This is a genomic window from Litoribacter ruber (assembly GCF_018449405.1).
GTDB classification, from domain to species: domain Bacteria; phylum Bacteroidota; class Bacteroidia; order Cytophagales; family Cyclobacteriaceae; genus Litoribacter; species Litoribacter ruber.
The window spans coordinates 102,155-125,385 of sequence record NZ_JAHCMY010000002.1 but is presented as its reverse complement, the minus strand read 5'-3'; the positions used below and the strand labels follow the sequence as shown (position 1 = coordinate 125,385).

Annotated in this window: 22 protein-coding genes; 13 read left to right on the top strand and 9 right to left on the bottom strand. The window is 45.0% G+C overall.

What is annotated here, in order from left to right:
- Positions 1 to 2: 2 nt before the first annotated feature.
- Positions 3 to 893 carry a UbiA family prenyltransferase gene (locus tag KI659_RS05280; RefSeq protein ID WP_213944321.1) on the bottom strand — a complete coding sequence of 297 codons (891 nt, stop codon included), beginning with the start codon at positions 891 to 893 and terminating at the stop codon, positions 3 to 5.
- A 77-nt stretch (positions 894 to 970) separates the two neighbouring features.
- Between KI659_RS05280 and KI659_RS05275 the strand changes: the two genes are divergently transcribed.
- The 3 genes from KI659_RS05275 (at position 971) to KI659_RS05265 (ending at position 3,698) form a co-directional block, all read left to right on the top strand.
- On the top strand, positions 971 to 2,050 hold the full coding sequence (locus tag KI659_RS05275) for a type III polyketide synthase (protein WP_213944320.1): 1,080 nt from the start codon (positions 971 to 973) through the stop codon (positions 2,048 to 2,050).
- Positions 2,047 to 2,751, top strand: a complete 705-nt coding sequence (locus tag KI659_RS05270) for a methyltransferase domain-containing protein (protein WP_213944319.1) — start codon at positions 2,047 to 2,049, stop codon at positions 2,749 to 2,751. The genes KI659_RS05275 and KI659_RS05270 overlap by 4 nt, the downstream gene beginning before the upstream one ends.
- 74 nt (positions 2,752 to 2,825) lie before the next feature.
- Positions 2,826 to 3,698 carry a mechanosensitive ion channel family protein gene (locus KI659_RS05265; RefSeq protein ID WP_213944318.1) on the top strand — a complete coding sequence of 291 codons (873 nt, stop codon included), beginning with the start codon at positions 2,826 to 2,828 and terminating at the stop codon, positions 3,696 to 3,698.
- Positions 3,699 to 3,841: 143 nt separating this feature from the next.
- Here KI659_RS05265 and KI659_RS05260 read toward each other — a convergent pair whose 3' ends face one another.
- Positions 3,842 to 4,015 (bottom strand): hypothetical protein, encoded by a 174-nt coding sequence (locus KI659_RS05260; protein WP_213944317.1) that lies wholly within the window; start codon positions 4,013 to 4,015, stop codon positions 3,842 to 3,844.
- Positions 4,016 to 4,072: 57 nt separating this feature from the next.
- On the opposite strand from KI659_RS05260, the gene KI659_RS05255 reads away from it, so the two are divergent.
- The 6 genes from KI659_RS05255 (at position 4,073) to purE (ending at position 8,634) form a co-directional block, all read left to right on the top strand.
- Positions 4,073 to 5,827: a MutS-related protein gene (locus KI659_RS05255; RefSeq protein WP_213944316.1), complete on the top strand. Its 1,755-nt coding sequence runs from the start codon at positions 4,073 to 4,075 to the stop codon at positions 5,825 to 5,827.
- 67 nt (positions 5,828 to 5,894) lie between these two features.
- The gene (locus tag KI659_RS05250; RefSeq protein WP_213944315.1) at positions 5,895 to 6,047 is read left to right on the top strand and encodes a lmo0937 family membrane protein; all 153 of its coding nucleotides are present in this window, start codon (positions 5,895 to 5,897) and stop codon (positions 6,045 to 6,047) included.
- A 144-nt stretch (positions 6,048 to 6,191) separates the two neighbouring features.
- The gene (locus KI659_RS05245) at positions 6,192 to 6,344 is read left to right on the top strand and encodes a lmo0937 family membrane protein (RefSeq protein ID WP_143959299.1); all 153 of its coding nucleotides are present in this window, start codon (positions 6,192 to 6,194) and stop codon (positions 6,342 to 6,344) included.
- Positions 6,345 to 6,522: 178 nt separating this feature from the next.
- Complete coding sequence (locus KI659_RS05240; protein WP_143959298.1) at positions 6,523 to 6,675, top strand: lmo0937 family membrane protein; 153 nt, start codon at positions 6,523 to 6,525, stop codon at positions 6,673 to 6,675.
- Between the two features lie 301 nt (positions 6,676 to 6,976).
- The gene (locus KI659_RS05235) at positions 6,977 to 8,122 is read left to right on the top strand and encodes a 5-(carboxyamino)imidazole ribonucleotide synthase (RefSeq protein WP_213944314.1); all 1,146 of its coding nucleotides are present in this window, start codon (positions 6,977 to 6,979) and stop codon (positions 8,120 to 8,122) included.
- Positions 8,119 to 8,634, top strand: coding sequence for a 5-(carboxyamino)imidazole ribonucleotide mutase (gene purE / locus KI659_RS05230; RefSeq protein ID WP_213944313.1), 516 nt, complete (start codon positions 8,119 to 8,121; stop codon positions 8,632 to 8,634). The genes KI659_RS05235 and purE overlap by 4 nt, the downstream gene beginning before the upstream one ends.
- Before the next feature lie 319 nt (positions 8,635 to 8,953).
- On the opposite strand, the gene KI659_RS05225 is transcribed toward purE, so the two are convergent.
- Entirely contained in the window at positions 8,954 to 10,264 is a 1,311-nt protein-coding gene (locus KI659_RS05225) for a ferredoxin reductase family protein (protein WP_213944312.1), read from the bottom strand.
- A 162-nt stretch (positions 10,265 to 10,426) separates the two neighbouring features.
- Here KI659_RS05225 and gldD point away from each other — a divergent pair, with 162 nt between their 5' ends.
- On the top strand, positions 10,427 to 10,999 hold the full coding sequence (gene gldD / locus KI659_RS05220; protein WP_213944311.1) for a gliding motility lipoprotein GldD: 573 nt from the start codon (positions 10,427 to 10,429) through the stop codon (positions 10,997 to 10,999).
- Here the strand turns inward: gldD and KI659_RS05215 are convergent.
- From KI659_RS05215 to hutH, 4 genes are all read right to left on the bottom strand, one after another.
- Entirely contained in the window at positions 10,989 to 11,987 is a 999-nt protein-coding gene (locus tag KI659_RS05215; RefSeq protein WP_213944310.1) for a formimidoylglutamase, read from the bottom strand. The genes gldD and KI659_RS05215 overlap by 11 nt on opposite strands.
- 78 nt (positions 11,988 to 12,065) lie before the next feature.
- Positions 12,066 to 13,289 carry an imidazolonepropionase gene (gene hutI / locus KI659_RS05210; RefSeq protein WP_213944309.1) on the bottom strand — a complete coding sequence of 408 codons (1,224 nt, stop codon included), beginning with the start codon at positions 13,287 to 13,289 and terminating at the stop codon, positions 12,066 to 12,068.
- Position 13,290: 1 nt separating this feature from the next.
- On the bottom strand, positions 13,291 to 14,967 hold the full coding sequence (gene hutU / locus KI659_RS05205; RefSeq protein ID WP_213944308.1) for a urocanate hydratase: 1,677 nt from the start codon (positions 14,965 to 14,967) through the stop codon (positions 13,291 to 13,293).
- A 19-nt stretch (positions 14,968 to 14,986) separates the two neighbouring features.
- Positions 14,987 to 16,513 (bottom strand): histidine ammonia-lyase, encoded by a 1,527-nt coding sequence (hutH, locus tag KI659_RS05200; RefSeq protein WP_213944307.1) that lies wholly within the window; start codon positions 16,511 to 16,513, stop codon positions 14,987 to 14,989.
- 202 nt (positions 16,514 to 16,715) lie between these two features.
- Between hutH and KI659_RS05195 the strand changes: the two genes are divergently transcribed.
- From KI659_RS05195 to KI659_RS05185, 3 genes are all read left to right on the top strand, one after another.
- Positions 16,716 to 17,579 (top strand): LysR family transcriptional regulator, encoded by an 864-nt coding sequence (locus KI659_RS05195; RefSeq protein WP_213944306.1) that lies wholly within the window; start codon positions 16,716 to 16,718, stop codon positions 17,577 to 17,579.
- 47 nt (positions 17,580 to 17,626) lie between these two features.
- The gene (locus tag KI659_RS05190) at positions 17,627 to 19,417 is read left to right on the top strand and encodes an ABC transporter ATP-binding protein (RefSeq protein WP_213944305.1); all 1,791 of its coding nucleotides are present in this window, start codon (positions 17,627 to 17,629) and stop codon (positions 19,415 to 19,417) included.
- Positions 19,418 to 19,689: 272 nt separating this feature from the next.
- Complete coding sequence (locus KI659_RS05185; RefSeq protein WP_213944304.1) at positions 19,690 to 21,006, top strand: amidohydrolase; 1,317 nt, start codon at positions 19,690 to 19,692, stop codon at positions 21,004 to 21,006.
- Between the two features lie 4 nt (positions 21,007 to 21,010).
- Here KI659_RS05185 and KI659_RS05180 read toward each other — a convergent pair whose 3' ends face one another.
- Together KI659_RS05180 and KI659_RS05175 are read right to left on the bottom strand one after the other, a co-directional pair.
- Positions 21,011 to 21,430: an LSm family protein gene (locus tag KI659_RS05180; protein ID WP_213944303.1), complete on the bottom strand. Its 420-nt coding sequence runs from the start codon at positions 21,428 to 21,430 to the stop codon at positions 21,011 to 21,013.
- A 208-nt stretch (positions 21,431 to 21,638) separates the two neighbouring features.
- Positions 21,639 to 23,195, bottom strand: a complete 1,557-nt coding sequence (locus KI659_RS05175; protein ID WP_213944302.1) for an AbgT family transporter — start codon at positions 23,193 to 23,195, stop codon at positions 21,639 to 21,641.
- Between the last annotated feature and the right edge of the window lie 36 nt (positions 23,196 to 23,231).

Here is a 23,231-nt window from a genome sequence, read left to right as displayed (position 1 = left end):
GATCAAATTACCTGCAAAACTTGCGTCCTTTCCAGAAAGTAATAGGCAAAAAAGACATTCAGTCCCAAAGCCGAAAGCCGGATCATCCACATGGCCCAGGGGTAAGTGGCATATTTCTCCGCATTTTGCCTCACAAAATAGAACCAGGTGTAGAAAAACAATATGGCGGGAGCCACGCCGGCAAGAAAGGCCCAAACTGCCCATATTTGCGATTGGCCCAGAAAATAATAAATAAACCCGGCCCCGGCTATCAAAAACCAGATGGAGGAAAATACGAATGTGCCCGTGTAACCGAGGTATAAACTCATGGTGCGGTCACCCCTCCGCCCATCTTCCTCATGTTGATAAACCTGAGTTAGGGGATAATTTCCCAAAATCATCAAGCTGGTCAGCAGCCCCGGAATCAGTACATGGGGCTTTTCGAAGACATTCCACCCAAAACCGTTGAGCCCAGCATAGGCCATGGCAAATGTGAACAATCCCTGAAAAAACCCAGCCGTAATCCAGCCGATAAAGGGGTATTTTTTTAACCGGATGGCAGGATGGCTGTAGGCCATTGAAACTAAGGCGTACAAAAGCACCATGCCGGCAAAGGCAAAGTTTATCCACACGCCCAAAACAAGTGCAGTAAACAAAAAGATAAATGAAAGGTAAAGCAGCCCAGGGGTCACTTTTGGTGGATGCTTGATACCGGCAATACTCAGCTCATCCTTATCAAAAAAGCTGTTGTAGGCATTGCTGGACGGGTAAAGAAAAAGATGCAAGGCTAAAAAGACTATTAATAACCTAAAGCCATCCAAATTGGGGGAATGGGCTAAGGCAAACAGAAAAACAGGCAACAGATAAAAGGAAAATGATATTCTTAAAAGCTTCCAGTTGGATAGTTTAAACATATAAGCTTATGCCAAAGTTAAGTGGGGGCTGTTAGTAGTATTTTTCTGTAATCAATATAGGCATTTAAATCAAATTAATGAATAACTCCATTATTTCTATCGGTACGGCAAACCCCGGGGCGGCCATCCAACAAAAATCCATTGGCGAATTTATGAAGATGGCCCACTCCTTGGGACCTTTGGACGCCCGAAAGCTGCAGTTTGTCTATAGCCAGTCCGGCATTGATAACAGATACAGTGTGCTGAAGGACTTTGAAAAAAACGACTTTAAAGATTTTCGTTTTTTCCCCCAATCTGAAAACCTAGAACCCTTTCCCTCCACCCGTGACCGGATGCGAGTATTTCAGCAAGAGGCTCCTTCCCTTGCCATTAAGGCTATCAGCAATTGCCTTTCCAATTCAGAGGTAAAAGCTGAAGAGGTCACCCACCTTATCCTGGTGAGCTGCACGGGCATGTATGCACCGGGACTGGAATTGGAAATTATGGGAAAAATGGGGTTCAAGGACACCGTCGAGCGATATTGCATCCATTTTATGGGTTGCTATGCTGCATTTACCGCTATCAAGATGGCCGATAGAATCTGCACCAGCGATCCGGAAGCCAAAGTGGTGCTGGCTTGCGTGGAACTCTGCACCATACATTTTCAAAAAGATTACAACGAGGATAACTTATTGGCCAATGCCCTTTTTGGTGACGGGGCAGCAGCGGCCTTGGTGGCCAATTCCAAACAGGGCATAGGCATCAAGGATTACCAAAGCAACTTGGTAAGAGAAGGTGAAGGGGATATGGCTTGGCATATCGGGGATTTCGGCTTTGAAATGAAGCTGAGTAAATATATCCCTGGCCTTTTGGAGAAGGGAATAGAGGCTTTGGGGAAAAAATTGGAGGAAAAATTTAAGTTATCCACAATTAAGAACTTTGCTATACACCCAGGAGGCAAGATGATCCTCAAAAAAGTCGAGGAGAGCTTTGGAATCGATTCAGAGCAGAATTGCTTTGCCCATCAGGTGCTTAGGGATTTTGGAAACATGTCTTCGGCTACCATTCTATTTGTTTTGGAAAAGATATTGAAGCAAGATGGCAATCCCGGAGAAATCCTGGCCATGGGATTTGGACCAGGCTTGACGCTAGAAACACTTTTATTGGATAAGCAATGAGCAAGTTTAAGAAGCGGAGTTTTGAAAGGGAGCAGATGGATGACCTCAATTGTGGTGGTCAGGAACTTGTCCAGACGCTTAAAGAGCTTAAAACCATCAATCACCTTCTAGGTGGAAACCAGGTCTCTACCGATGGTCTGGAGCAGCTTATCGGAAGTTATCCACAGCCTCATTACCAGATCGCCGACATTGGTTGCGGACAAGGGGACATGATCAAAGTGATGGCGCGCTGGGCGGAGAAAAACCGGATCCATGTCACTTTTCATGCCATTGATGCCAATCCCAACATAATTGCGTTGGCAAAAAAAAACCTGGAGGAGTATCCCAATGTGGAGTTTCACGTGGCCGATGTATTTGATACCAACCTTCTCGACCGACCGCTGGATATCATTACATGCACACTATTCACCCACCATTTTACAGACACTGAATTGATCACCATGCTCAAGAATTTCAAGGCAAATACCCAACTGGGTTTTGTGATCAACGACCTCCACAGACACCCCTTGGCATACTATAGTATAAAACTGCTCACAAAACTGTTTTCCAAATCCCCCATGGTCAAAAATGACGGGCCCATATCGGTATTGAGGAGCTTCAAAGAAAAAGAGCTGGAGGAAATCTTAAACCTTTCAGGATGGGAAAGATACAGTATTAAATGGAACTGGGCATTTCGCTGGCAGGTTCTGGGTCTGCATTAAGCAAAACCTTCCGATTCCTTTAATTATCTGCCTAATCTTTTTAATTTTGGGCTTCCTTCATCAACAATAAACTTATGGACTTAGATATTGCAACGATTGAACATTTCACCAGAAGGGCTATAGATGCCGCCTGGATTGTCGTTCCGAGCATCATTTTAGCTTTAATATATTATTTTATTGGTATGTATATCATCCGGTTTTTGGTCAAAACCGTCAATAATATCTTTACCAAATATGAAATAGAGGTTTCTCTGGCCATATTCTTAAGCAGCTTCATTCGTGTCATTCTTTATGTGGTGCTGATATTGGCCGTTGCATCGACCCTGGGCTTCCCGATTACTTCCTTTATCGCCATTTTGGGTGCCGCGGGTTTGGCAGTCGGTCTGGCCTTGCAGGGCTCCCTGTCCAATTTTGCCGGAGGGGTGTTGATCTTGATCTTCAAGCCTTTCAAAGTTGGCCACACCATTGAAGCGCAAGGGACTTTGGGCAGTGTGGAAAGAATCGATATCCTTTACACAACGGTCCGCAATTTTGATAACCGAGTAGTCATCATCCCTAATGGGGGATTGGCCAATTCCAGCATCATTAACCTCTCCATGAAGCCTACCCGTAGGGTGGAGTTAAGTTTGGGAGTGGCTTATGGCACAGACCTCAAAAAGACCAGGGAGATAATCCTCGACGTGCTCAAAAAGGATGAAAGGGTATTGGAAGACCCCGCCCCGGTGGTTTACTTCACCAATTTCGGCGACAGCTCTCTGGATCTTTCCGTCAGATGCTGGGCCAATGCCGCAGACCTTTGGCCGGTATATTGGGACAATATGGAAGCCATCAAGGAAGCTTTTGAAGCCAATGATATAGAAGTACCGTTCCCACAGCGAGATGTCAACCACTATTTCCCCGAAGGAAAACCGGAACTTACGCTCTCTCCCGAGAAGAATTCCAATTAAACTATCAAAGGCCTGCTTATTAAGCGGGCCTTTGATAGTTTAAAAGTTTATATTCGGTAGGAACTGAGCGCCTTCGGATGATTAATGATTAAACGTGAGATCCCCTGTATTTACTCTAATCCATTAATCAGTCCCTTCAACCTTTAAACCTTATCCTCGGAATCTTTTTCTGCCTTCCCCTTCCGTCTCCCAGAAGCACATCCAATATTTCCAGTCAAATCCGCATCATCAGGCAGGCCACCGAAACCTTCGGAGAAATCCCATTCCTCGGCAAGATCCTCCTTGGGCATATCCTGCTTTACATTTTTCTTATCCATATTGCGCTTGTTTTTACTTTCAAACATAAAATTTGACAGATTAGTTATATTTGGCCTATGATCTTAGATTTTAACTACAAAGAGCCGGAAGTTACGCTCAAAAAAACAAGCAAAAGAATCGCTGGCTTATCCATATCAAGACTGGTCTTATTTTTTTCCATGCTTGCCATCATCATCGTGGGGCTAAGCGAAATCCGCTGGGTACTCTTTCTGTTTTTCCCCGTCAGCATCCTATTCGTCCTTTCGATCAAAAGGTTTAACAAGCTTAAAGACAGACAGGCCTTTTTGAAAGGCATCTTGGCCGTAAACGATGAAAACCATTTCCGCAAGGTCAGGGACCTTTCCAGATTTGATCAGGGGACGGAATTCATAGATAAGAAGCACCCATTTTCCAACGACCTGGATCTTTTTGGTGAGCATTCCCTTTTTCAATTGCTCAACCATACCGTGAGTGGGGAGGGAAGATACCTGCTGGCACAGGAGATGAAAGCCTATCATGCTGTGGAAAAATCACAGTTGAGGCATTCGGCCATCCAAGAGTTATCCACAAAAAAGGATTTTTTGCTTCATTTTGAGGCCTTTGGAAAAGCATTTCTGAAGGAGGAAAAAGCCAAGACAGGCTTTTATGAGTGGATCAACACCGGCAACAAATGGAAGGATATCTTTTTTCTTCCCATAATAATTGGCCCTATCGTAGGTCTGGCCGTCCTATTGGCTACCATAGTGGGTTACATTACACCAGGGTGGTTTTCACTTTGGGTTCTAATCGGGGCGATAGTATTAAGCTGGGTTCTCCGACCTCTAATGGCGGCCAGCAAGGTAATGCCCGATGAAGGGGACCTTAAAACTTACACGGCTTGGGCCAGACTCCTGGAAGGCATCAGTTTTCAGGATGAGATGCTCCAAACCCTGCAAAAGCCTATTTATGACGATCAGTTTAAGGCCTCCAATTCCCTGAAAAGCCTGGAGCAGCAAAGTTTCATGGTCCAAAACAGGGCTAACCTGGTGTATATGATTTTTAATTTCCTTTTCTGGACGGATTACGTGGTGCTTTGGAGATTGGAAAGGTGGAAAAAAAGAAATAAAAGCCATGTGCATTTTTGGGAAACATGTTTTAACGAATGGCAGGTACTCGTGTCCTTGGCAGCATTTACCGAGCAGGAAGGCACCCACACACCGGTGGAATGGACTTCCCAATTCAACTTAAAAGCCCAAGAAGTCAAGCACCCCCTCATTCATCCAGATAAATGTGTGGCCAATGATTTTGAACTCAAGGATGGAGAAAAAATCGTGCTGCTCACCGGGAGCAACATGTCAGGCAAAACCACCTTCATGCGTACGATTGGTATCAACTTGGTTCTTGCCGGGATGGGGCTGAGCCCATTTGCAAAGAGCTTTGCCACAGGGCCATTCCAGTTGTTTACAAGCATGCGCAATACGGATAGTTTGGGAGAAAGCGTAAGTTCATTTTATGCAGAGCTGGCAAGGATCAAAAAGCTGCTCGACCAGGCCGAAAGCGGTTTACCGATCTTTTTCCTTTTGGATGAAATCCTGAAAGGTACCAATACCACCGATCGGGTGATGGGAAGTGAAGCCCTAATCAACCAGCTTCGAAGCACCCAAAGCAAAGGTATAATCTCTACCCATGACATTGAGCTGGCGGACTTGGAAATAGCAGGTGTTCTGAATTTCAGCTTCCATTCTACCATACAGCAGGACGAAATAATATTTGATTATAAAATTAAAAAAGGGCCTTGTCCAAGCTTCAATGCCCATAAATTGATGGAATTGATGGGAATAAAATTCAATTAATCATTTTGGCACTGAACTTGTCATTTTTATAAATAAATTATCATTTAACCACATAATATTTAAAAAGATGAGTTCATTACTTTATATAATCGCATTGATTCTAGTTATCGGATGGATCTTTGGCGCCTTCGTTTACAGTGTGGGTGGCCTGATTCACATACTCTTAGTGTTGGCAGTAATTGCAGTCCTGTTCCGGATCATAGGGGGAAGCAGGGTATAGTTATAGATTGGAAAGCCGCTTCACAGCGGTTTTTTTATTACCAGTTATATAAATATTTTAATTATTTTTTGATTTATTTATGCAATTGGCGCAAATTTTGTTCAATATCAATAACTTATTTTAACCACTAAAACCATTAAACTTATGGGATCTATTCTTTATATCATCGCAGTAATCCTTGTAATAGGATGGATTTTCGGGGCATTTGTTTATAGTGCCGGCGGGCTGATACACATTCTATTAGTCTTAGCAGTAATCGCAGTACTATTTAATATCATAGGAGGTCGTAGGGTATAGCCACTCGATGGATTCCAACAAAAAGCACCGTTCATTAAAGCGGTGCTTTTTTTATGGTATTATCTGTAAAATCTGCCCAAAATATTGAAAATCAATAAAATAAAAAACAGAATTTTCTTATTTGGCGTAAAATTTGAGAATATAAAGTAAATTATTCATTCACCTAAACATTTTTATTATGGGATCTATACTTTATATCATCGCCGTAATCCTAGTGATTGGATGGATCTTCGGCGCCTTTGTTTATAGCGTTGGCGGATTGATTCACATCTTGCTAGTATTGGCCGTAATTGCTGTTTTGTTCCGAGTAATAAGTGGTGGAAGGGTGTAGCCCTTCTGGTACGAGTGCATAATTCAAGGAAGCTTCGGCTTCCTTTTTTTTGCTTCAAACCGAGCCCCAAGGGCTTAATTTCCATTTTAAATGGCAAAATTTCCCCATTGCTAATAATTGTCTTAATTTTATATCTATTTCCGCATAGCTTTTAAACCATTGAAACTGCCAGAATCTAGGTTTGATGCTAGGTTGGAGCTTTCTTCGGTCTTCGGTCTTCCGTCCTCCCAATTATAGGAAAATAGGCCACAGGCATCATTTATTATTATTTTATTCTTCAAAGAACAAAACAACAACCATCGTGCAGACCAACTATCAAAAGCAGACACTAGGTGTATTGGGTGGCGGCCAGCTGGGCAGAATGCTTATCCAATCAGCCATCAATTATAACATCGATATCCATATCCTAGATCCTGATGCAAATGCGCCCTGCAAAACCATTTGCCAGAAGTTTACCCAGGGAAAGCTTACCGACTTTGATACGGTATATAATTTCGGTAAAGAATGCGATGTGATCACCATCGAAATTGAAAGCGTCAACACGGAGGCACTGGAAAAGCTGCAGGAAGAGGGTAAAAAAGTGTTTCCCCAACCCCACATCATTAGACTAATTCAGGACAAACGTACCCAGAAGCAATTCTATCAGGAACATGATATTCCCACGGCGGAATTTGTGCTGGTAGAGGATAAAGAGGATGTGGTATCCTTCAAGGATTTTCTTCCGGCGGTAAACAAACTGGGCAAAGATGGCTACGATGGCCGTGGTGTACAGATTTTGAGAGATGAGTCTGACTTTGATAAAGCTTTTGATTCCCAAGGGCTCTTGGAAAAGCTGGTTGACTTTGAAACTGAAATCGCCGTAATCGTGTCGCGCAATGAAAGAGGGGAGCTTTTTGCCTATCCGCCGGTGGCCTGCGCGTTTCATCCCACGGCTAATCTGGTTGAGTTTCTATTTGCCCCAGCTAATATCCCGGTGGCCATTAGCGAGAGAGCAGTGGCTATCGCGCAAAATGTAATTGAAAAGCTGGATATGGTGGGCCTTTTGGCTGTGGAAATGTTTGTGACCAAAACTGGGGAGGTTTTGGTAAACGAAATCGCCCCACGACCTCACAACAGTGGGCACCATACCATTGAGGCTAATTTCACTTCCCAATTTGAGCAGCATCTGCGCTCGGTGCTAAATATGCCGCTTGGCGACACCACCTTGAGAATGCCGGCGGCAATGGTCAACCTGCTCGGTGAGGACGGGCACGAGGGTGATGCCATTATTGAGGGCCTGGATGAAGTGCTTACCCAAAAGGGCGTGTATGTCCACCTATACGGCAAGAAAATCACAAAACCTTTCCGAAAGATGGGTCACGTGACTATTTTGGAGGAAAATATTGAGGAGCTGAAAATTAAAGCTTTGAGAATTAAGAATTTGATTAAAATAAAAGCAGAAGCATGAGCAAACAAGTAGGCATCATCATGGGGAGCAAATCCGATTTGCCCATAATGTCAGAGGCCGCAAAGGCATTGGATGAATTAGGGGTAAGTTATGAATTGACCATTGTGTCAGCCCACCGCACACCCATGAGGATGGTCAATTATGCGGAAAACGCACGTAAAAGAGGTATCAAGGTGATTATCGCCGGGGCAGGCGGGGCAGCTCACCTTCCGGGAATGGTCGCTTCCCTGACTTCACTTCCCGTAATCGGCGTTCCCGTAAAATCATCCAATTCCATAGATGGTTGGGACAGCATTCTTTCCATTTTGCAAATGCCAGGCGGAATACCCGTGGCCACAGTTGCCCTTGACGGAGCCAAAAACGCAGGAATCCTTGCCGCCTCCATGATTGGGGCTTTTGATGCAAGAATCGCCGAAAACCTGGACAAGTATAAGAAAGATCTTAAGGAGAAAGTCGAGGAAAGCGCACGTGAAGTAGAAATGAAAGGCTGGAGAGACCGACTCGAAGATTAAACTAGGTTTCTTACCCGTAGAGACTCAGAGGTAACAGAGAGAGTCATATTTTCTCAGCGCACTCCGGGCCTCTGCGGTTATTTTTTCACCCCATTGCAAACCACACACAAAAACCCACGAGTATGGCTCCGACCAAATAGGCTATCGCCCTGATATTTTTATAGAGAATTTTATACATGCTATTATACGTTAATTATTATTTTTGACCTTTTGGACAGACCACCGCGTCATTAAATTTCTATTTTAATATAGTGCTCCGCGAAGAGGGAACTCTGTGAAACTCCGTTTAAAACTCAGCGAAACTCCGTGTCCTTTTTCATTAAACAATCTCAAATCGCTCAGAATAGATTCTCCTCCAGTCTACGCCTAACTTTTTCAGGCTCTTTTCGCTCACATCCATGAGCGGCTCAGGCCCACAGATGTAATAGACAAAATCGTTTTTATCCTTCGGCAGGTGCTTTTTGAAGAAATCTTCATCCACAAAACCCGTCTCACCTACATATCCTTCAGGCGGACTTTCCACCACATTGATCACTTCAATATTGGGCAATTTGTCAAGCTCCTCCAGTTCCTCCCTGAAGGGGGTTTCTTCCCAATGTTCGTTGGCATACACCAAAATGATTTCCCGGTTGTCATCTCTGTCCACCATGCTTCTGATCATACTCACCCCCGGCGTTACACCGATTCCCCCCATGATCATAAATAGCGGATCATTGCCCTTAGGTGTAAAAGAGCCAAACGGACCTTCCAAAACTACCTTTGTTCCAGGTTTCATGTCTTTCCAAGTGGCGGTAAAATCCCCCAGGACCTTGGCAGTAAAGCAGATATTATCACTTTCATCACTGGAAACAATTGAAAAAGGATGCTGCTGAAGGGTGAAAACCTTGTCCCCAACGGTCATCCAAAAAAACTGCCCAGAAATAAAGTCTTCTCTTTTGAACCCATCCGCCTCCAGAGTCATCGTATAGCTATCGCCTCGCTCAGCTTTGATATCCACGATTCTATAGGGTTTCTTGCCGTTGAGATAAAGCCTTACCAGTCTGGTATGGATCACTGCGTAAACACATCCCCCCATAAGGACCACAATCGCTATTTGTTTCCAAAGTTCATCCAGATAATGGGCCACCTGTACAGAATGGGTGATGCCCACAAAAACCAACAAAGCACCCACCCCGCTATGTATCAGCCTCCACCATTCATAATTTAACTTAAACGCCTGCCTCCACAAACTCGTCACGGTGATGCCTACTATGCCAACAGTGGCAAAACTTAGCGCCATGGCCCGGGGAAAGTTTACGGTTGGGTCATAATATTTGATAAATTCGGGATCGGCTAGGATCAGAATAATGGGGTGGGCCAATACAAAGAAAAAAGATATGATTCCAATTTCGCGGTGAAACTGCAATATATTGTCCATCCCAAATGTAGGAGCGATAAACTTATATCTGCCGCTGAAAATCGCCTGAAGCCCCATGGTAGAAAGCCCAATAAAGCCTAATGCCACCCCAAATTCAATCCAAAATGACCTGTATTCCGGTCTATCGCCCATTAAGGCGATACCCAAAGGGATGAGAGCGAGGACCGTATAGAGGCCCAACCATAAAAATGCTTTTTTTAAGCTATACTTCATTTCTTGCTGCGGGTAGGTTTAGGTTTAAAAGTGATTAACCATACTCTCCAATAAACTGCCAAACTCGCAAACTGTTAAAAATTATGAATACAGGCGTAAAGATTTATGTTATCAAACGGAATTTTCCGCCTTTCGCAATGGTTTTCCTATCTTTGAAAGCCTATGAAAAAATTACTCCTTCTTACCTGTGTTTCGATGTGCATGGCCTGTGGATCGGATTACCTTCCCAAACCCAAGGGATTTAATCGGATCGATTTGCCAGAACGTGAATTTGAAAAGCTGGAGGCACGTTTTCCCTATAGTTTTGAACATTCTGCCCATAGTCTGGTCGAGTCGGACGAATTTAATCCCAATGAAGAAGCTTGGATAAATCTAAATTATAAGGATATGGAGGCCAAAGTGCATTTGACCTACAAGCCAATTGATGGGGAGGAGGAGAAATTGAAAAGTTACCTTGCCGATGCCATTAACCTTACATCCAAGCACCAAGTGAAGGCCTACGGAATCGATGAATCGATTCTCAGAACCCCAAATGGATACACAGGGGTGGTAGCAGAGCTTTCCGGAGAAGTTCCGACGCAGTTTCAGTTTTTTGTCACCGATTCCACCCAGCATTTCCTGCGGGGAGCCCTGTACTTCAATGTGGCACACAAAAATGACTCCCTGGCCCCGGTGATTGAATACATCAAGGTAGACATGATGCACCTGATGAACACCTTGGAATTTAAGCAGTAAGGTTTGCCTTAATAAAATCACTTACCAGGTAACTGACCAATTTGGCGGCACCTGGTTTTTTTTGTCCATTTTCTAATTGGGTTGCACCTTCACAAATATGTACGTAACCTACTTTGCATTTTTTGGCCGTCTGAAACAGGTATTTTCTTGCCTGTATGCTGCTGATTCCCGAAGGAGTAGCAGCACTTGACAGCACCCCTTCAATACAGTCCAGATCCAGTTCTATTCCCGTGAATTCATTCTGGGTAAAAGAAATAGCTTGCTCCAAAGCTTGTGGATAACTTTGCACCTCTCTCAAAAAAATATCTTCAAACAGGCTGAAATGCACATTTTGGTTTTCAGTGAGCTCATTTATCAGGATTTGGCTGTTGTAATTTTCGTGTAATCCTACAATCGCATATTTTTTCAGATATCCAGCCTCATAGGCATAGCGAAAACCGTTGCCGCTATGTCTTCCTTCCATCTGCCTGAAATCAGAATGCGCATCTAGGTTTATCGCATTTATACCTACTGTGGATAAAGTGCCAGTGGAAGTAAGCCCTTCATTTACACCTTTCAAAATCGGGAAACAATTGTTGTGACCGCCGCCAACGACAATTGGAATTTTCCCTTTTAATACTATTTCCTTAATTAAGGAACTCACTTCGGCATCGATAATTTCGACCGCTTTTCGATAGTTATCCACAGGCAGTTTTTGGCCCTCGAGCAAACCCTTGAAATCGAAGTGCCCCACAATGGAAATTTCGTCACCTCGGAATTTGTCGGTGCTTTGGATGTTGAGGAATGCCTTCAGAAAATCCGGCCACAGGGATTCTGTTCCGCCCACGCCAAGATTTCCTTTTACTCCGAAGGATTCCGGAATTCCGAGCAGCACATATTTTTCTCCCTCAAAACCGGTTTTGATTTTCTCGCCGAGTTTGGTTTCGTTTGCTCGTGGGTTTACGATTTCTTTTAGATTTTCTGAAGTGAAGTGATGGAAGTGGTTCATGGGGAGGGGAGTTTTTGGACGTTTGATGGACGGAAGACCGGAGACCGGAGACCGAAAACTGAAATAGGAGGAAGGCTTTTAAAACCTTCCTTTAATCAGGACTTTATCTATGGAATTGCTGCCAAATGCGTAGGGCAGATAGGCGAGTGAAGGGATGGGTTTGGTGAAGATCAGATTGGCTTTTTTGCCTTTGGTGATGCTTCCCATCTCTTTTTCTACGCCCATAGCAAAAGCCCCATTGATCGTAGCGGCGTTGATGGCCTCTTCTGGCGTCATTTTCATCTGGATGCAGCTCATGGCAATCATCAGCGGAATATTCCCACTTGGCGCAGAGCCCGGATTGTAATCGGTCGCCAAGGCCACCCCAAGTCCGGCATCTATCATTTTCCTTGCAGGCTGGAAAGGGAATCTCAGAAAAAACGCCGCAAATGGCAATAGGGTAGGGATGGTATCGCTATTTCTTAGTACCTCAATCTCCTCTTCCCCCATACATTCCAAATGATCCACGGAAACCGCACCGTTTTTCACACCCAACTGCACGCCTCCGCTATTTTGAAGTTGGTTAGCATGCAATTTTACCTTCAGACCATACTTTTTGGCCGCATCGATAACCTGCTGGGATTCCTCCAAACCGAAAAACCCTGCCTCACAAAACATGTCCACATATTCCGCTAGACCTTCCTGGGCCACTTTGGGCATCATTTCCTTACAAACCAAATCCAAATAGCCTTGATGGTTGTCTTTATATTCCATTGGATAAGCATGGGCACCCAAGAAAGTCGCCTTGATTTCCACATCGGCATTTTCCTTCAGCCTCTTGATCACCCTCAGCATTTTAAGCTCTGCATCAACGGTCAGTCCATAACCGCTTTTGATTTCAATAGCACCGGTTCCCAGTTTTTTCACCTCCTGAAGCCTCTTCCAGGCCTGTTCGTATAGAGAATCTTCGGAGGCTTCTTGCAGTCTTTTGGCCGAATTCAAGATTCCACCGCCTTTTCTGGCGATTTCCTCATAGCTCACCCCCTTGATTTTATCCACAAATTCCTCTTCTCTACTTCCGTCAAAAACCAGGTGGGTATGGGAATCGCACCAAGCCGGCAAAATAAACTGGCCCTCGGCATTTATTTCCTCCTCACCGTTTTGAGGGCCCAGATCTTCCATCTGGCCATAATCCACAATGGTATCTCCCTCAATCCTCAAAAATGCATTCTTTATAGAAGGCAGGGAATCCATCTCTTTTCCTTTGAGAAAAACTGTTTCTTCCCTGACCCCAAATAATTCTTTTATATTCTTTATCAGCATATTAACCTAATCTAGAATCCATATCCAAACCGTGTTCTTTGGCCGTATTTTGAGCGATTTCATAACCCGCATCTGCATGGCGGATTACCCCTATTCCCGGATCATTTCTCAGTACCCGCCTTAATCTGGCAGCCGCCTCATCAGTACCATCAGCCACGATCACCATGCCCGCATGGATGGAATAACCCATTCCAACCCCGCCACCATGGTGAAGAGAAACCCAGCTAGCCCCACCTGCGGTATTCATCAAGGCATTCAAAATTGGCCAGTCAGCTACTGCATCAGAACCATCCATCATGCCCTCGGTTTCACGGTTTGGGGATGCCACAGAACCGGTGTCCAAATGGTCACGACCGATCACGATTGGCGCTTTTACCTTGCCGCTTTTCACCAATTCATTGAAAGCCAAGCCGGCTTTTTCCCTTTCTCCCTGACCCAACCAGCAGATTCTGGCAGGAAGTCCCTGGAAAGCAATCCTGTCCTGAGCCATGGTTATCCACTTTTTCAGTCCTTCATTTTCAGGGAAAAGTTCCAAAATCAGGTCATCTGTTGCCTTGATATCCGCCGGATCTCCAGAAAGAGCTGCCCAACGGAATGGCCCCTTGCCCTCGCAAAATAGCGGTCGGATGTAAGCGGGCACAAAACCAGGAAAATCAAAAGCGTTTTCCACACCTTTTTCATGCGCTCTGGCACGCAGGTTATTGCCGTAATCAAAAGTAATTGCCCCCTTGGACTGAAGTTCCAGCATAAGTTTCACATGCTCCACCATGGACTCATAAGCCAGTTCCACATATTTTTCCGGATTGCTTTTTCTCAATTCGAGGGATTCCTCTAGAGAAATCATGTGGGGAATATATCCGGTCAAAGGATCGTGGGCAGAAGTCTGGTCCGTTAGGGTATCAGGCACCACATTTCTGGTCTTTAGCCTCTCCAAAAGGTGAACCGCATTGCATGGCACACCGATCGAAACCCTCTCACCTTTCTTTTTCGCCTCCAAAGCCCGGTCAATGGCCTCATCCAAATCATCGATTTTTTCATCCAGATACCTGGTCTGAAGCCTCTTCTCGATTCTCCAGTTTTCAACCTCAGCGACCAAACAAACCCCATCATTCATCGTAATGGCCAGTGGCTGCGCGCCACCCATGCCGCCAAGACCGGCAGTAACGTTCAAAGTGCCCTTCAACGACCCACCGAAATGCTGCCTAGCCAACTCTCCAAAAGTTTCGTAAGTCCCTTGTACAATTCCCTGCGAGCCGATGTAAATCCAGGAACCCGCGGTCATCTGCCCATACATCATCAAACCGGCCTTTTCCAACTTATCAAAATGCTCCCAATTGGCCCAATTCGGCACCAATTGTGAATTGGAGATCAACACCTTTGGAGCATCTTTATGGGTAGGCACGATCCCAACTGGCTTTCCGGATTGAATCAAAAGGGTTTCGTCATCCTCAAGGATCTTCAAACCTTGGATGATTTTGTCCAAAGCCTCAAAGTTACGGGCGGCCTTTCCTCGGCCACCATATACGATCAGTTCCTCTGGCAATTCCGCCACTTCCGGATCAAGGTTGTTGAGCAGCATTCTAAGAGCAGCCTCCTGAACCCAGCCTTTGCAGGTTAGCTCAGTACCGGTAGGGGTTGCATATTTTTCTTTGGTATATTTCTTATTGAGCGTTTCCATAAATGTTGATAATTAATGGTTAATATGATGACTGTAGTAAAGCGGGTTTGTTTTTGATAAAGGCGATCGACTTGGCAATGTCAGTGGATAAAACCCTGTCCACATCGTTGAAAGGAACTTCCTTGCGGTAGCTGGACACGATACCTTCAATAAAATCTGAGCTCTTGGACGGGCGTCGGAATTCCAAAGCCTGTGTCGCGGAGAATAGCTCAATGGCCAAAACCTTCTCCACATTTTCTATCACCCTAAAGCATTTGGTTGCCCCATTGGCGCCCATGCTCACATGGTCTTCCTGCCCATTGGAGGAAGTGATGGAATCCACCGAAGATGGGGTGCAAAGTTGCTTGTTTTCACTCACCACGCTGGCTGCGGTATATTGGGGAATCATCATCCCAGAGTGCAAACCGGGATTTTTGATCAAAAACAGGGGCAAACCCCTCTGCCCTGATAGGAGCTGATAGGTTCTTCTTTCAGCAATATTTCCGATTTCTGCCATGGCTATGGCCAAAAAGTCAAAACCCAAGGCCAAGGGCTGTCCGTGGAAATTTCCACCTGACACAATTTGATCTTCCTCAGGGAAAATATTCGGGTTATCGGTCACCGCATTGATTTCCCTTTCAAAAACCCCCAAAACATAATTAAACGTATCGCGGGAAGCACCATGTACTTGCGGGATGCAGCGGAAGGAATAAGGATCCTGAACCGCCTTGCTTTTAGATTCGGAAATTTCACTTCCTTTCAGCAGCCTTCTCATTTTGGCGGCCGTCTCCACCTGTCCCGGATGAGGCCTTATGGCATGGATATTTGGGTTGAATGGCTGCATGGTGCAATTAAATCCATCGATACAAATGGCTGCTATAATATCAGCCCATTCCAAAAGGCGCTTGCTGCTCATGAGACAATGAATACCATAGGCAAGCATAAACTGCGTCCCGTTGATCAGGGAAAGGCCCTCTTTGGACTTTAACGTAATCGGAGTCCAGCTGAAATTCTTCAAAACTTCGCCTGCCTCTACAATTTTCCCTTCAAAATAAACCTCGCCCAAGCCAATCAGTGGCAAACTCAGGTGAGAAAGCGGGGCCAAATCACCGGATGCCCCCAAGGAGCCCTGTCGATAGACCACCGGCAAAACATCATGATTATAAAAGTCCACCAATCGCTGAACGGTAATCAGTTGTACACCACTGTTGCCATAAGCCAGAGACTGGATTTTTGTCAGGAGCATGAGCTTGACAATCGCTTTTGGCACCTTTTCGCCCACCCCACAGGCGTGAGACTTTAGCAGGTTATACTGGAGCTCACTGATCTGGTCTTTTTCGATCCTTACATTTTGAAGATATCCAAATCCAGTGTTGATCCCATAAAAAAGTGCATCGTCATCCTCGGCAATCTTCCTGTCCAAGTAATCCCGACAAGCAGTAATCTTTTCAATAGCCTCCTCTGAAAGCTCAATGCCCATTTTTTTCTCTACTATATGCTCAATCTCCTGCAAACTCAGCCACTGTGAGCCAATTTGGTGGGTTTTCTTCTGCGAAATTTTATCCATGTCGTTTTATGTATTGTACTAGGTACTAAGTACTATGTACTATGTTTTACTCGAATCAAGGCTAGATGCTAAATAGCAGCTCTCTCCCGTCTCCCGTCTTCGGTCTTCCGTCTTCGGTCTCCCGTCTCCCTCCAAATTTCCCCAATTCCATTAATAATAAAAAATAGTATTATCTTAACCCATTAATAACTTTAAGTGATCAATGGAGATAAGACAGTTACAGTATTTCGTGGTGTTGGCTGAGGAGCTGCACTTCAACCGGGCAGCAGAAAAGCTTCACATCGTGCAACCTGCGCTTTCCAAGCAATTGCAGCAGCTAGAGCAGGAGTTGGGGGTGCGATTGATGAATCGGACTAAGCGGAAAGTCGAGCTTACAGAGGCTGGGGTGTATTTTTTCCATGAAGCTAAAGATATCCTGCACAGATTGGACAAGCTGAAAAACCAAACTCATCTTGTACAGTCTGGGGAAAAGGGTGAGCTTAAAATTGGATATGTAGGATCCTGTATCCACACGTTTTTACCTGACTTGCTTACTTCCTTAAATGCCAATTTTCCCCAAATCCAGACCTATCTCAACGAAATGACCTCCTCTGCCCAGTTGGCCGCCCTGGAAAACGGGGACTTGGATGTGGCCTTCGTACGGAATCCGATTCCAAGTCCAGAAATGGGGGAGAGGCTTGTCTTTAGTGAAACCTTTTCACTTGTTTTACCCCACCATCATCCCGCTCCTGACCCACCTAACCTTTCGGAGCTCAAGACTGAAAAGTTTATACTTCCTCCAAAAACGGATGGGGACCTATATTATAAGGTGCAGTTGAGCATATGTGAGGATGCGGGATTTTTGCCGGACATTGCCCATGAAACCGTCCATGGACATACGGTGTTAAGTCTTGTGGACCATGGGTTGGGCATTACATTTTTGCCTACCTCATTTCAAAAAGTCACCAATGTGAATGTCAAATTCATTGAGCTTAAGCAGATTCCGCAAAGGGCCGAAATCACGGCGGTTTGGTTTAAAAACAACCCCAACCCCAGCCTAAGGAAGTTTGTGGAGTTATTAATATAAAAAAAGCCTTACCTTTGTCCCCGATTTAAATTGGGTTAGTATATTCTATGGCTAAGAAAAGAGGAACCGCGCTGGAAGAACACGAGAAAAGGAAGCTAAACAAAGATAATTTTCGCAAATTAGGTGGAATTTTCGGCTTCATGATGCCCTACAAGGCACCTTTCATCCTGGGCCTTCTTTTTTTGGTCCTATCCAGCCTGACCTTGCTCGCTTTCCCCTTTGTAGCAGGCAAACTTATCGACACGGCTTCCGGGCAAGCCTGGATTGTGAATGATATCAACAGCATTGCGCTGATTCTTGTCGGAATCCTCTTTGTCCAAAGTGTATTTTCATTTTTCCGCGTGTGGCTTTTCGCTCAAGTGAGCGAAAAATCCATGCGTGATATCCGAGTGGCCCTTTATGACCGGTTAGTCCATCTTCCTATGTCATTTTTCGACAAGAGGAGAACCGGAGAATTGATCAGTAGAATCACGGCTGATATTTCACTTTTGCAGGACACCTTTTCGGTGACTTTGGCGGAGCTGATCAGGCAATTGATCACCCTTCTAGCAGGTACGGTTTTTCTTTTTTACACCACCCCGAAACTCACCTTATTCATGTTGGCCACCTTCCCGGTGTTGGTACTGATTGCCATGGTTTTTGGAAAATATATCCGAAAATTGAGCAAGGCTACCCAGGATGAGCTTGCTTCTGCCAATGTGATCGTGGAAGAAACCCTGCAGTCCATCATGACGGTAAAATCCTTTGCTGGAGAAGATTATGAAACACGAAGATACGGAACCGGACTCAACAGGGTGGTAAAAGTAGCCCTAAAGGCGGCCAGTTTCCGAGGCGCATTCATATCCTTCATCATCTTTGCCCTTTTTGGCGGGATCGTGGCGGTGATGTGGTACGGGGCAACATTGGTGGCTACAGGAGCCATGAGCATCGGTGACTTGGTTTCTTTTGTGCTTTACACCACCTTCATCGGAGGCTCAATAGCTGGGTTAGGGGATATTTATGGCCAGGTACAGAAGGCAATTGGTTCTTCAGAGAGGGTATTGGAGATTTTGGATGAGAAGCCTGAGGAATCCTTGACCGATTTTCAGCATACCAAGCTAAAGGGTGAGGTGGCCTTTCAGAATGTTGCCTTTAATTATCCAACCCGGCCTGATGTGCAGGTCCTTCGGAATATATCTTTCCACATTGCTCCGGGTCAGAAAATCGCCCTTGCAGGCCACAGTGGAGCGGGTAAGTCTACTATCATTCAGCTTTTGCTCAAATTTTACCAAGTAGGTGCCGGTGCGATCAAGATTGACGGCCAAAATGTGGATAAGTGGAACTTGAAACAGTTGAGGTCCAACGTGGGGATCGTGCCCCAGGAGGTATTGCTCTTTGGCGGGAGCATCCGTGAAAACATTGCCTATGCAAAACCTGACGCCACAGAGGAAGACATCATGCTTGCCGCCAAAAAAGCCAACGCTTGGCAGTTTATCCAAAGCTTCCCCGATGGTTTGGACACATTGGTAGGGGAAAGAGGCGTAAAATTGTCAGGAGGCCAGCGTCAAAGAGTTGCCATTGCCAGGGCCATTCTCAAAAATCCAAGCATATTGATCCTAGACGAGGCCACCAGCTCCCTGGATTCCGAATCCGAATCCCTGGTTCAAGAAGCCATGGATGAACTGATGAAAGGCCGGACCACCATCATTATCGCCCACAGATTGTCCACCATCAGAAAGGTAGACCGAATTTATGTATTGAAGGAAGGCCAGATCGTGGAAGAAGGCACCCATGACTCTCTAGCGCACAAGGATGAAGGCTTCTATGCCAACTTGGTAAGGTTGCAGTTTGCCGAATAGCATCCCCAGAACAACGAATCCCAACTGCATGGGATTCCTTACTTTTATTATACATCCAACACGGGTCCTCGTCGCCTCCCCTTCGGGTCCTCGTCGGGTCCCCTATGGGTTTTTACATATTTCAGGCGAACTGAAGCCTGATTAAATTGTGCCCAAATGCCTATTCCTCATTTGGCAATAGCATACCCTTTCCAACTTTTGGGCATTAGCTTCTACTTACAATTGTAAATAGGCTATATTTATTACTTTGTTCTACCAAACTTTATCCACTCATGAAATATCTTTTCATTCTGATAGGCTGTTTGACAATGGTCGGTTATCACACCCAAGCCCAAACACAGGAGTCTTATTTGGAAGAAATTTTTCCAGAAATAGAAGAGCTTTATAAACATTTCCACCAATATCCGGAGCTATCCCTACAAGAGGAAAAAACTGCCGCAAAGATAGCTGAGGAGCTGAAAAATTTAGGTTTTGAGGTCACTGAGGGCATTGGCGGTCATGGTGTAGTGGGGATATTTGAAAACGGTGAAGGCCCAACCCTGCTTGTCAGGACAGATATGGACGCCTTGCCTTTGGAAGAAAAGACCGGCCTTCCCTATGCTAGCAAGCAAAAGGGAGTGACCGGTGATGGGAAGGAAACCTTTATCATGCAGGCCTGCGGTCACGATGTGCATATGAGTGTGTTTTTGGGCACGGCCCGCATGCTGATGAATTTCAAGAACGAGTGGCAGGGAACGCTAATGATGATCGGCCAACCAGCTGAGGAAAATGGATTGGGTGCATACAATATGTTAAATGACGGTTTATTTGAGCGTTTTCCTTACCCCGATTACGCCATCGCCCTGCATGATACGCCCCATTTGCCTGCGGGAAGCATCGGATACAAGGCCGGGCCGCTCATGGCGGGTGTGGATATGATGAATGTGAAGGTTCACGGTGAGGGTGGCCATGGGGCAGCACCCCATATGACCATAGATCCTGTGGTGATGAGTGCCCAGATGATTCAGGCTTACCAATCCATCGTAAGCCGAAGAATCGCTCCTACTGAGCCAGCAGTGGTATCAGTTGGCTCCATCCGCGGGGGCCATGTGCACAACATTATTCCTGACGAAGTGGAAATGCAGCTGACCTTAAGGTATTACAATCCTGAAATCAGGGAAACTTTAATTGAAAACATCAAAAAAATCAGCGAACATGTAGCCCGATCAGCAGGAATGCCAGAGGACAAACTGCCTACCTACTGGATCAGGGAGCCCTACACACCGCCTTTGATAAACGATGATGAACTCACTGAGCTGATGGTTGGGGTATTTAAGGCCAATTTTGAAGAAAATAAGATAGTGGAAATTGAAGCCGAAATGATAGGGGAGGACTTTAGCCGTTATGGCATTCAAGAGCCAGCGGTTCCGATATCCATGTTTTTTTTGGGGGCTACGCCAAATGACCTTTTCAAGCAGGCTAAAGAAAACGGCAAGGAAATACCTGGCTTACACAGTCCGCTTTTCGCTCCAGAAGTGGAGCCCACATTGAAAACAGGGATTAAGGCAATGAGTTTGTTTGCGATGGAGATTTTCAATTCAACAAGATAATTTCTTAAAAAGAGAACCCTGGAGCTAAGTTGAAGTTTCTGCCAGCCAAATAAATCAAGAGTGCTGTGCCACCAAGTATCCCGATCGTTAATCCTGGAGATACTTTATTTTGCTGTATTTCAACAATTCTTTCGAAAGGAATGTCTATAACCATTCCACGTGAAGCGCGGTCTTTGTTATCCGCACTTTCAACCTTTAAAGAATTTTCTTCAAAGGAAAGGATTTTGGCTTGAATGGTATTACCACTGTTCATAGTGATCTTATACCTTTTCCCAATCTCTAAAAAATCCAAATTTCTCCTATCCGTCCAATCAATATGTTCAGGATCAGATCTCTTATGAGGTCCGACATTCTGATAAGCAGAACACCCCAAGTTCAAAATCAAAATGAGGCTAAAGATCGAGCAAAACAGAGCATTTTTCACGATATAAGTTTCAAAGTGAAGTAAATGGTATTAATACGATTATCACTTCATACTCTACTTTATATCTAAATTTACAAATTTATATCTGTATTTGATTTTATTATATAGAATTTAATTTTAATAAAAATAAGGATTGCAAATTTCAAATTGAATTTGAAAACCTGCCAGGTTTGACCTATTTTTTTCAAAACCAGGCAGGATTAAATGCTTATCTCACCATGATATATTCATACGAGGACTGCAGTCCCAGCGGGTATCCCACAGCCCAGTAGCCAAGCAGAAAGATTGTCCAGACGATAAGTAGAACCACTGAATATGGGATCATAATCGATACGAGGGTTCCGATTCCAGTGGACTTGACATAACGCTGGCAGAAGACCACCACCAATGGGAAATAAGGCAACAGAGGTGTGATGATATTCGAGACGGAATCCCCAACACGATAGGCGGCTTGAGTTAAATCTGGAGAAATACCCAACTGCATCAGCATCGGAACAAATATGGGGCTAATCAGCGCCCATTTAGCGGAAGCCGAGCCCACCAAAAGATTTACAAAAGCAGTAAGGAATACAATCCCAACAATAGTCACCTGTCCAGGGAGGTTCATGCTTTCCAAGAAGTTGGCCCCCTTCAATGCAGTCATTGCACCAATGTTGGATTTGGCAAAGGCATCTATAAATAAAGCGCAGAAAAATGCCATCACGATATAGTGGGCCATACTTCCCATGGCTTTGCTCATGGAGGCTATGGCGTCTTTCATTTCTTTATATGTGCCCGAGGCGAATCCATATACCAAACCTGGAAGCCAGAAAAGGAAAAATATCAATGGTACGATGGATTTCATCAAAGGAGCCGCAAGGGAAGTAATCTCACCATCTGCATCTCTCAAAGCGGAATCCAACGGATAAGCCCACACTACCAATCCTGTCAAACCCAAAATCATCACTAGGGAAGCCAGCCAAAAAGCTTTCTTTTCCTTTGAGCCGATTTCTTCCATCTTGGGGGCATCGGTCATGTCTTCATCCACTTTGGCTGTTTTATTCAGCCTAGGCTCGATCACCCTATCAGTCAAAAACCAAGCAACCGCCACCACCACAATACTGGATGAACCGGTGAAAAACCAGTTATTTAATGGGTTTAGGCTAATAGTAGGGTCAATAATTCTTGCTGCTGATTGGGTGAAGCTTTGAATTAAGGGATCTATGCCTGAAGGAATAAAATTGGCGCTAAAACCACCTGAAACCCCGGCAAAAGCCGCTGCAATTCCCGCCAAGGGGTGGCGACCTGCTGCATAAAATATCACGCCTCCCAAGGGAATTACCAACACATACCCTGCATCAGCAGCGGTATGGCTGACAATGGCCACCAACACCAAAATAGGCGTGAGCAGCATTTGGGGGGTAAAATTGAGCAGATATTTAAGCCCTGCATTGATGTAACCCGAATGTTCCGCCACACCAACACCCAACATGGCCACCAGCACTACGCCCATAGGAGGGAAAGTAATGAATACATTCACCATGTTAGAAAGAAATGCCGCCAGCTGAGTTCCAGTCAAAAGATTTAGAACCTTGAGGTCCTCGCCTGTTCTGGGGTCGATTTCACCAAAGTCGATGGGGGCCAACATGGCGGAAAGCACCCAGGTGGCTAGCATTAGAATCAGGAAAAGGATAGCAGGGTCAGGGAGTTTATTGCCTGCATATTCGATTACATCTAGAAACCTGTCTAGAAGGGATTTTTGCTTTTTTTCTTGTGTGGGAATCATGGGCTTAAATTTGGGAAAACCAAATGTAAGCAGCCC